Consider the following 8,982-nt stretch of genomic DNA (forward strand, 5'->3'; position numbering starts at 1 on the left):
CTGTGCGGTCGGACGTGGTTGTACTCGAGCCGCCACCATTGGGTCAGGATCTTTGCCTCCTGCACCGTGTAGAAGATCTCGCCGTTGAGAAGTTCATCGCGAAGCCTTCCGTTGAAGCTCTCGATGTAGCCGTTCTCCCACGGACTTCCCGGCTCGATGAAGAGCGTCTTCACTCCGACTCGGTCAAGCCAGTCTCGCACCGCGTTGGCTGTCATCTCTGGGCCGTTGTCCGAGCGCAGGTACTCCGGCGTGCCGCGCTCGACGAAGAGCTCGGTCAGGACATCGAGCACGTCCTCGGAGCACATCCGTCGCGCGACCCGGATCGCCAGGCTCTCCCGAGTGAATTCGTCGATCATCGTCAGCATGCGGATCGGACGTCCATCGTGCGTCCGGTCGTGCACGAAATCGTAGGACCAGACGTGGTTGCGGTGCTCGGCCCGAAGGCGCACGCACGAGCCGTCGTTCAGCCACAGGCGGCCTCGTTTGGGCTGCTTCTGCGGCACTTTCAGCCCCTCCCGTCGCCACAGACGCTCGACCCGCTTGTGGTTCACTCGAAAGCCCTCGGTGCGCAGCATCCGCGTAATGCGCCGGTAGCCGTAGCGACCATACTCCGTCGCAAGATCGATCATCCTCGCCACCAGCGCCTTCTCGCCCGGTTTTTCGCACGGCCGACGTCGCTGCGTCGATCGCGCTTGCCCCAGAACTCGACACGCCCGCCGCTCCGACACCGCCATCTTCTTCTGCACGTGATCCACGGCCTGGCGTCTCCTGGGCGGGCTCAGAAATTTCCCTTCGCGGCTTCCTTCAGGATCGCCACGTCGAGTGCCTGGTCGGCCACCAGCCTCTTGAGCCGACCGTTCTCTCGCTCCAGCTCCTTGAGCCGTCGCGCCTGGTCCGTCCGAAGACCGCCGTACTCCTTGCGCCATCGATAGTAGGTCTGCTCGGTGACGCCGAGTTTCCGGCAGACCTCGCCCGTCTTCTTGCCCCGCCCCAGCTCGACCTCCGCCTCACGCAGCTTCGCGATGATCTGTGCAGCATCGTGTCGCTTGCTTGCCATCTCACTCCCTCCTTCTCCGACCGACCTTCTCTAACATTCGGGCCGGACCGGTTTCGGGGGGAGGGTCAGATTGCGGTCCTGGACGAAACTACGAAATCGTTGGCGGGCCTCGTGCTTGATACGGCCGGAGCGGAGACAGCACAGCTCGCGAGCTGCCATGTAATAGGCGACGACGGAAATTCCGACCCGGTCTTGCGCCAGAGCGAGTTCGAATGCGACTTCCGCCCGGTTGCGGGCGGGGCCATCAGCCGGCGTACGATCTCTCTTCCGGGGCGCCTGTTTCATCACCCGGCCTCCCCCGGAGCCTCCGCGGCGTCGGGGGACGTCACCAATCCGGGCATTGCCCGTGTATTGCTCGAGGCGTTGAAGCGGCTCACTGACGAGGCGGTAACCGCAAGCCCTCGACGGGGAGGGCCTACTCTGCGCTATCTCGCCTTCGACGGTTTACACCTGGTCGCCGTGCGAAATGAAATTACGAAGTCCCTCGACCTCGTGATTCATTACGACCGTGCGACAACTCCGACGTTCGTCTCTTGCGAGGAAGATGGGGATAGCGTGACCGAACTGGAGTACTCCTGTCGTGTCAATGGTCGATGCACGGCGTCGCCGTGTTCGACCGAAGGGTGGAGTGTTCCGGTGGCGGCCCGCTTTGACCGGGCATCCTTCGCTTCCAGCGAGTCAGCCGACGCACTTTCGATTCTCAAATTTTCGGGCCGTGCGAGTAAGCTGGGCGAGGGCGCCGGGAGAGGGACACTCCGGATCAACATGGAATTCGAGGACTCGGACCTCACCGCGTTGGATTTCACAAAGGAGAGTCGCCTGCGGTTGAAGATGCTGCTGGGTGACGGTGATGGCACGGAACTCGCCACCTTCGGGACTGAGGTGGCATTACAGGAGCCGCTTCCGGTGGCTCGCGGGGCGAGAGCGGATCGTGCCACCTTCAAATACGAAGGTCGCAACTCCGCTCTCGCGCGAGCGACAGTGGTGCGGCGTGGTGGCCGCCTGAAGGTTTCCCTAAAGGTCGGTAAGGCCACGCTCGGGGTACCCGCAGCCTGCCAAGCGGGCGCCGGGCACACCTTCCTGACGACTGCGGTCTCTCTCGAAAGCGGGGTGACGGGAGTTTCCGATCTCGGTTTGTCGACCACCCAGCTTTGGCGGTGCCTGCCCTCAGGCGATGGAAGTTTCAATCTGCGGGTCGAGAACAAGGGATCTCGATCCGGTGGTGGGGGGTCGGGCGGCGGGAACCGTCGACCCCAGGCAAAGATTGACGTCGAGAATTCGACGCGGACACCGGACACGCCGAACTGGTTCGAGTTGAGTGCGGAACGGTCTTCGGATCGGGACGGGGAGATCCGGAGCTATGCCTTCGCGGTGGAACGGCGGCGGGAGAACGCCGATCGCGTTGGTCCACCGGCCAGTTCGTCGCCGACGGCACGGGTGCGCTTGTCGCCCGGTGGATACGAAATCACTCTGACGGTGACCGACGACCAGGGCGCCCAAGACTCTACGAGCCACCGTGTTTCGGTTCGGGGGGCGTCTCCCCCCGGGGACCCGAACACCGAGATCCTATGGGATTCCGACTAGGCGTAGTCCACGAAAACCCAAAACACCCCCACCGCCAAGACGGTTTAGGCATGGTACTCCTGTCCCGATGCGTACCCTCCTTTCCGCCTGCCTCGTCCTGGGCCGGGCCATGGTGATGCCGAGGGCGAATCTGATCCTCGAGAACAACGCGCTGCGCCAGTAAATCATGGTCGCTCCGCGCTCCAAGTCCCGGCCCCAGCTTCACTCGCGCGATCCAATCTTCTGGGGTCATTCTCCGCCGTCTCTGGCCCGACTGGGCACGGACGGTGTTCGTCGTGAGGCCCGCCACGGTGATCGGCTGGCATCGACGGGGCGTCAAGGCGCTGTGGCGATGGAAGTCCAGACCGGAACGCCCTCGGATTCCCCGGCATCACATCGCATTCATCCGCCGCATGTCCGCCGACCACCCCGAGTGGGGCGAGGACAAGATTGTGGAGGAGCTGGCGGCGAAGTGCGGGATCCACCACTGCGGGAGCACCGTTCGCCGCGACATGGTCGCACGAGGCCGTCCCCCCGCGAGACGGCCAGACCTGGCGGACGGCGACCTCGTCGCGCTGCCTGTGCTGGACGGTCTGCACCACGACTACCGCCTCGCGGCTCAACGCGGGGTGCGTCGCAGCCGCCGCGCGACATACCTTTGCGACTCTCCCAGGGCCGAAGGAGCACGCCGTCCGCATCCCGATTTTCTCGTTCGGTGCGCAATCCCCAGTCGCGACCTACAGCGGATCCCGCCCGGCCGACTTCCGTGGACGCCGCGACCGACCGGTGCGGTGTGTTGCGAGTTTTCGCGGACTACGGGTCCTCTGGCCGATCACGCACCGTGCGCCGGCGTTCTGGTCAGCTCTTCGGTTCGAGCGTGACCGTCGCTTCGCCGGTCCGGATCGTCAGGAACTCCATTCCTTCTTCTGCGCACGTGAACCCGTAGCGTGTACCGCCGTGGATCACGATGGAGTCGCCGGGCCCGAGATCGGCGAGCCCGTTGTCGAATACGCAGCCGCCGGAGAGCACGACGATGAGTTCGTCGTGGTCGTGCTGGTGGGGAGGCACGCGAAAGCCTGGGCCCATCGTCGAACGGTTCATGTAGAAACCGGCCTCGCCTCGAACGACCTTCTTGCGCTTCGCGCCGCTCTTTCGTGCCGCGTCCACGAGTTCTTTGGGAGGCTGGCGTGCGGGATCTGCTCCGGCAAGCGGGTTGTCCCAGGGGAGGTCGTTCCAATGAAAGACGTGCGGTGGATGCTCCATGTCGGCGGGTCCTCTCGAGGCGGCTCAGCGCCGCTGTTTCTTCTGGCTGGCGAGCTCGGATTCGGCGCGCCGCGCGAGATGCTCGACCTCGGGCAACAACCGGTCGACCTCGGCGCGATTGATCGTGGAGAGCAGGGCGCCACCGCCGGCGTACTCGAGCATGGCGTCGAGGCGGGTGCGTAGCTGGTGGAGGACCCAGGGCAGCATCTCTCCGAGCGCCACGCGGTCGAAGTCGACGATCGTTTGCTGCTCTCCCGACGGCTCGATGTAGTGATAGTGCGGCCCGCTCGTGAAGCAGTCGAAGCGCAGGTACTCGTGACCATCGGCACCTTCGACGTGCAGGGAGAGGCCGTTGTCTTCGATGTCTCCCGTGATGTTCGCCTGCACCTCTTCCATCGCCGCGCCTTCGTAGTTGGCTGCCAGCTCTCCGGCGTCGAGCAGGCGATGCTCGACGCCGATGCGAAGGCCTCCCCCGGCTACGTACGTGGTGTTCGCGGGGTCGGGGGGGATGGGCGGTACGGTGTACACGGTTCCTGGCATGAGGCTTTCCTCCTGCTCAACGCTCGTCGCGAAAACGTTTTGGCTTCGGAGAGGTGTGGATTTCGGTCCAGTCGTCGAGGCCGCCCATTGGTCTGACCGCGGCCGCGATGCGTACGCCAAGGCGTTCCTTCAGCCGTGCCTCGGTCGCGAGGCGGATCTCTTCGTATTGCTCGGCTGGAGCGCGCGTCGTGACGTGCGCGATCATTTCATCGCGCGACCCTTCGCGACGCGCGCGAACGAAGTACTCGTTCTCGAGCCGGGGATCGTCGAGCGCGATCGCCCCGACCGCTTCGGGCCAGATGTTGACGCCGCGAAGCTTCACCATGTTGTCGGCGCGGCCCGTGAACGGACCCATCCGGCGGAGCCAGCTGCCGCATGCGCATTGTTCTCGTGGGTACAGGAACGACAGGTCTTGAATGTCGTAGCGGAACTGTGGACTGCCGGTCTTGTAGATCTCGGTGATGCAGATGCAGCCCTGCTCGCCGTCGGGCAGAATCTCGCCGGTATCGGGGTCGACGATCTGGACGACGAACGCGTCTTCGAAGATGTGGAGGCCGTCGCGTGCGGGGCATTCGATGGCGACCCATTGTACTTCGTGAAAACCGTACGACTGGTAATTCTCGCCGCCCCAAACTTCTTCTAACTTGGCGCGGTCGCCGATGTTGGGAAGTGCTTTCAGGTTGAAGTCTCGTTTGGGGTCGAGGCCCATCGATTTCGCGACGTCCGCCAGGTGAAGGAGGTAGTCGCCCGTCGTCAGGATCGCAGTCGCTTTATATTGATGCGCCAGCTCGACCTGTCGGCGGCTGCTCGTGACCACGCCGGTGCCGGTGGTGATCACCACGCAGTTCAGCCACTTGTGCAGGGCTTCATCGAACGCGAACGCGCCGTTGTGCGTCGAATACGCCCAGGCGTTCAGCACGACGTCGCCCGGCCGCACCCCTTGTGCGTACAGGGCCCTTGCCATCAGGATGGCTCCGGCCTCTCGGTCCCATTGCGTATATAGGGTAGGGCGGGGCGCCCCGGTCGTGGCCCCCGACATGAAGATCCGAACCGGCTCCTGGCATACGTCGTCCAGTGATACCCCTTGGTAGTCACCCATCGGTGGATGGCGTTCGATGCTCTGACGGATATCGTCGACCCGGTAGGAGGGGACGGCCGCGAGATCGTCGAGCGTGCGGAGGTCGTGCGGGTTGAAGCCGGCGGCCTTCCAACGGTCGCGAAAGAAGGGGACGCGCCCGGCTCGCTCCGCCCGCGCTTGCAGGCGCTCGAGTTGCCGCTGCTCGAGCGCCTCGGGGCCCAGGAGCCAATCCGAATCGAAATACTCCGGCGGCGGAACGTGGGCACGCATGAGTGCCTCGTAGTCCACGACTTCGAAAGACCTGCGGAAGCCTGTGGCCATGTCAGCCCTTCGCCTCCAAGAACTCGGAAGGGAGGTGGGATTCGGGGAAGCGGTAGAAGTCCAGCGCGTTGTCCCACAGAATCTTGCGCTTGCTATCGTCGGAGACCTTGGCCTGTGACAAGAAGGTCTCGACCGCCTTCGGGTACTTCGAGTCGGGGTGCGGATAATCGGTCTCGAAGAGGATGCGCTCGGAGCCGAGCTCGTCGATGACATGGTACACGAGCTGTTCGTCGCACTCGGTGGTGATCCAGCAGTTGCGCTGGAAGTATTCAGCCGGCGATTTCGTGCATTCCGGTGCTTCGAGCCAGCCCGCGAGCTCCAGGTGTTCTTCGATCCGGTGCAGCCACGAGGGCAGCCACGCCGAGCCGGCCTCCATGTAGGCGACGCGCAGGCGCGGGAAGCGCTCGAATACGCCGTGCACGATCATCGCGAGCATGGCCATCTGCGCTTCCATTTGATGTACGCACGTATGCCACTCGACGAAGCTGGAGAAGCGATCTTCCCCCGCCGACGGTCCGACGAGTCCCATGAATTCGTGCGTGGCGAACGGCACGTCGAGGTCCTGCAGGATCTCCCACAGCGGATTGAAGAAGGGATCGCCGAGCGTCCGGTGTTGAAACGGGTTGGGCCGTGCCCAGAAGCAACGAATGCCGAGATGTTCGTAGGCATAGCGCACTTCTTCGACCGCTCGTTTCATGTCGGAGAGAGGGACGGGCCCGGCGGCGAGAACGCGGCCCCCGGACGTCTCGCGCATCTCCTCGGCCCAGCGATTGTACGCGCGAGCCATGGCTGCCTGGAGGTCCGGATCGATACCGTCGATCCACATGTCGTAGCCCGGCCCGTAGAGGACCATGAGGTCGACGCCCTCGCGGCGCATACTCTCGGCTACGCCGGGGCCGTCGAACCCGCGGTTCACGACGTCGCCGTACTTGGCCACCATCGCCTCGGTGGTCCACCGAACGGCTTCTTGCTGGCGACCGTAGAGAGTCTTGTGGCTCTGGGTGTAGCGTCCGTCGACGGTGGCCGGGCGGAATCGGTCCATCCCTGGGAAAGGTTGCCTCCAGGAGACCCGATGCTGGTAGGGCTTGTCGAGGAACCGTTCCCAGAGGTCTTTGGGTTCCACGACGTGCGCATCGGCGTCGAAGATCTTGAATCCGTTCTGCATTGATTCCCTCCCGGCGCCCCGCTCAGCGCGGCCGGTCTCCCCGGATCGTCACGCGATGCATGACGCGGTTTTCGTTGTAGTCGGAAACAGCGTAATGTTGCACAGCGCGATTGTCCCAGAATGCGATCGAGCCGGCGTCTCAAGAAGAGCGGCACTGGACCGCTGGGTCACTCACGTGATCGAGCAAGAACCCAAGCAGGGGCACCAAGCGTACCCGAATACGTGAGACGAAGCACTTGTCTTTGGGCCTGCATTCGGGGCATAAGGTTCAAGATGCATTTGACCAATACAAGTCGCTCGCTGGTCGCGGGCTTTGTGGCCTTGACGTTAGTCGCATGCGTCGACCAAAAGGCCGTCGATGAGGTCAAGGGGCGAGTCGACCTCGTGTCGGCCAAGGTTGGAACGCTGCAGACGCAGCAGCAAGACATTCTGGCCAAGCTCGACTCCCTACAGAAGGGTCAGAAGGACATCCTCGCCAAGGCGGGAACCGCGAAGCCCGCGCGGCCTCAGGAAGACCCCAACAAGGTCTACAACCTGCCGGTAGGCAGCTCATTCCCGAAAGGAGCAGAGAGCCCGACCGTTACCCTGGTCGAGTTTTCGGACTTCCAATGACCCCACTGTGCGCGCGCCGCCAGTTTGGTGGACCAACTAGTTGAAGCGTATCCGAACGATCTCCAGATCGTTTACAAGCACTACCCGCTGAACTTCCACAAGAACGCGATGCCCGCCGCCAAGGCTTCGGTCGCCGCGGGCAAACAAGGAAAGTTCTGGGAGATGCACGACAAGATCATGGCCAAGTACAACGGCCTCAGCGAGCCATACTACATCGAGTCGGCCGGCGAGATCGGACTCGACGTCGAGCAGTTCAAGGCCGACATGGCCGACTCCTCGACCCAAGCAATGGTCGATGAAGACATGAAGCTCGCCGGTCGCTCCGGCGTCCGCGGTACGCCGACCATCTTCATCAACGGGAAGAAGGCGACAGGCCAACGCTCTTTCGAGGCCTACAAGTCGGTCATCGACGGAATCTTGAAGGAGAAGGGGAAGAGCTAGGCTCGCCGGCGCCCGCGTCGACTGATTGGGAGCACGGGCGATTGGCCTACTCGAATCGACGCGAGCGGGCGGAGCCTGGAGCCACCATGGCGTCTTGGGCAGCCCCTGAAGCCCTTTGTGCCCGTGTTTCCCCAGCAAGGCTTGCCGTCGCACGTGCCCATCGGGGGCATCTCCGCCTCGACCAGCGGCTGAGCTCCGCCGGACTCGTCATAGACGCAGACCCGGTAGGTCGCCACGTCCTCGCTCACCGGATCGGCGAATTCTCCTAGGAGTGTCTCATCGGCTTTGTTGAGCTTCCACGTGAAGGTGTCCTTTGTGGGGACGCCCGTTACCCGGATTTGCAACCGCGACTTGCCTGCCTCTCCCGATCGGCACCCAGTAGCGGGTGCCAGGCCACACGGCGGTGTTGGCGTAGGTGTTGGAGTCGCTGTCTGAGTCGGTGCCGGCGTCGGTGTCGGCGTGGCGCATGGCCCGTAGCCGGTCAGTTCGCTCTCCTGGAAGTCGGCCGGTTCACCGTTTCCCTCGGAGAGGCCCGAGATGCCGTCGGTTGCAGCGATGGGAAGGTGGGTCATGCGGATCACGCCATCGAAGAACAGCTCCAGCTGGAAGCTGCTCTGGCTGGACGATCCGAACTCCGGCACGTCCTCCCAGGTGATCACCAGCCGATCCGTCAGCTGCTCAGACTGACCCGCCCCCGGTTGTCGTACCAGCCGCTACGTTAGGGCAGCGCTCTGCATGGGTGTAAAGATCGCACGCCGGAACGGCAGCGGTTCGAGCGCCTCGGGAGCAGGAGCTCTATACCCGAGGGCGCTGTGCGGTCGGACGTGGTTGTACTCGAGCCGCCACCATTGGGTCAGGATCTTTGCCTCCTGCACCGTGTAGAAGATCTCGCCGTTGAGAAGTTCATCGCGAAGCCTTCCGTTGAAGCTCTCGATGTAGCCG

The 8,982-nt window shown here is 63.7% G+C and carries 9 protein-coding genes and 2 pseudogenes; 3 read left to right on the forward strand and 8 right to left on the reverse strand.

The window, feature by feature from the left end; translation table 11 throughout:
• Positions 1-1,057, reverse strand: a protein-coding gene (locus tag P8R42_12875; protein MDG2305514.1) for an IS3 family transposase whose coding sequence is annotated in 2 segments (ribosomal slippage) — positions 1-793 and positions 793-1,057 — 1,058 coding nt annotated over the 2 segments. Because the reading frame shifts where the segments join, the coding sequence is not laid out codon by codon here. This gene is flagged as partial in the annotation.
• 765 nt (positions 1,058-1,822) lie between these two features.
• Here P8R42_12875 and P8R42_12880 point away from each other — a divergent pair.
• Entirely contained in the window at positions 1,823-2,641 is an 819-nt protein-coding gene (locus P8R42_12880) for a hypothetical protein (protein ID MDG2305515.1), read from the forward strand.
• 837 nt (positions 2,642-3,478) lie between these two features.
• On the opposite strand, the gene P8R42_12885 is transcribed toward P8R42_12880, so the two are convergent.
• The 5 genes and pseudogenes from P8R42_12885 to P8R42_12905 all read right to left on the reverse strand — a co-directional run bounded on the left by P8R42_12885 (position 3,479) and on the right by P8R42_12905 (position 7,120).
• A complete protein-coding gene (locus P8R42_12885) occupies positions 3,479-3,883 on the reverse strand; it encodes a cupin domain-containing protein (GenBank protein MDG2305516.1) in 405 nt (134 codons plus the stop codon).
• A 24-nt stretch (positions 3,884-3,907) separates the two neighbouring features.
• Positions 3,908-4,423 carry a hypothetical protein gene (locus P8R42_12890; GenBank protein ID MDG2305517.1) on the reverse strand — a complete coding sequence of 172 codons (516 nt, stop codon included), beginning with the start codon at positions 4,421-4,423 and terminating at the stop codon, positions 3,908-3,910.
• 16 nt (positions 4,424-4,439) lie between these two features.
• Positions 4,440-5,822 carry a hypothetical protein gene (locus P8R42_12895; protein MDG2305518.1) on the reverse strand — a complete coding sequence of 461 codons (1,383 nt, stop codon included), beginning with the start codon at positions 5,820-5,822 and terminating at the stop codon, positions 4,440-4,442.
• 1 nt (position 5,823) lies between these two features.
• Positions 5,824-6,987, reverse strand: a complete 1,164-nt coding sequence (locus P8R42_12900; protein ID MDG2305519.1) for an amidohydrolase family protein — start codon at positions 6,985-6,987, stop codon at positions 5,824-5,826.
• Between the two features lie 22 nt (positions 6,988-7,009).
• Positions 7,010-7,120: pseudogene (locus P8R42_12905) on the reverse strand (TauD/TfdA family dioxygenase).
• 188 nt (positions 7,121-7,308) lie between these two features.
• Between P8R42_12905 and P8R42_12910 the strand changes: the two are divergent.
• Together P8R42_12910 and P8R42_12915 are read left to right on the forward strand one after the other, a co-directional pair.
• Positions 7,309-7,599, forward strand: coding sequence for a hypothetical protein (locus tag P8R42_12910; GenBank protein MDG2305520.1), 291 nt, complete (start codon positions 7,309-7,311; stop codon positions 7,597-7,599).
• Positions 7,600-7,614: 15 nt separating this feature from the next.
• Positions 7,615-8,040: pseudogene (locus P8R42_12915) on the forward strand (thioredoxin domain-containing protein).
• Here the strand turns inward: P8R42_12915 and P8R42_12920 are convergent.
• Positions 8,037-8,699, reverse strand: coding sequence for a hypothetical protein (locus P8R42_12920; GenBank protein MDG2305521.1), 663 nt, complete (start codon positions 8,697-8,699; stop codon positions 8,037-8,039). The pseudogene P8R42_12915 and the gene P8R42_12920 sit on opposite strands and share 4 nt — an antisense overlap.
• A 54-nt stretch (positions 8,700-8,753) precedes the next feature.
• The coding region (locus P8R42_12925) for a transposase (GenBank protein ID MDG2305522.1) at positions 8,754-8,982 on the reverse strand (229 nt) is incomplete at its 5' end.

This window comes from Candidatus Binatia bacterium (genome assembly GCA_029243485.1).
Classification (GTDB): domain Bacteria; phylum Desulfobacterota; class Binatia; order UBA12015; family UBA12015; genus VGTG01.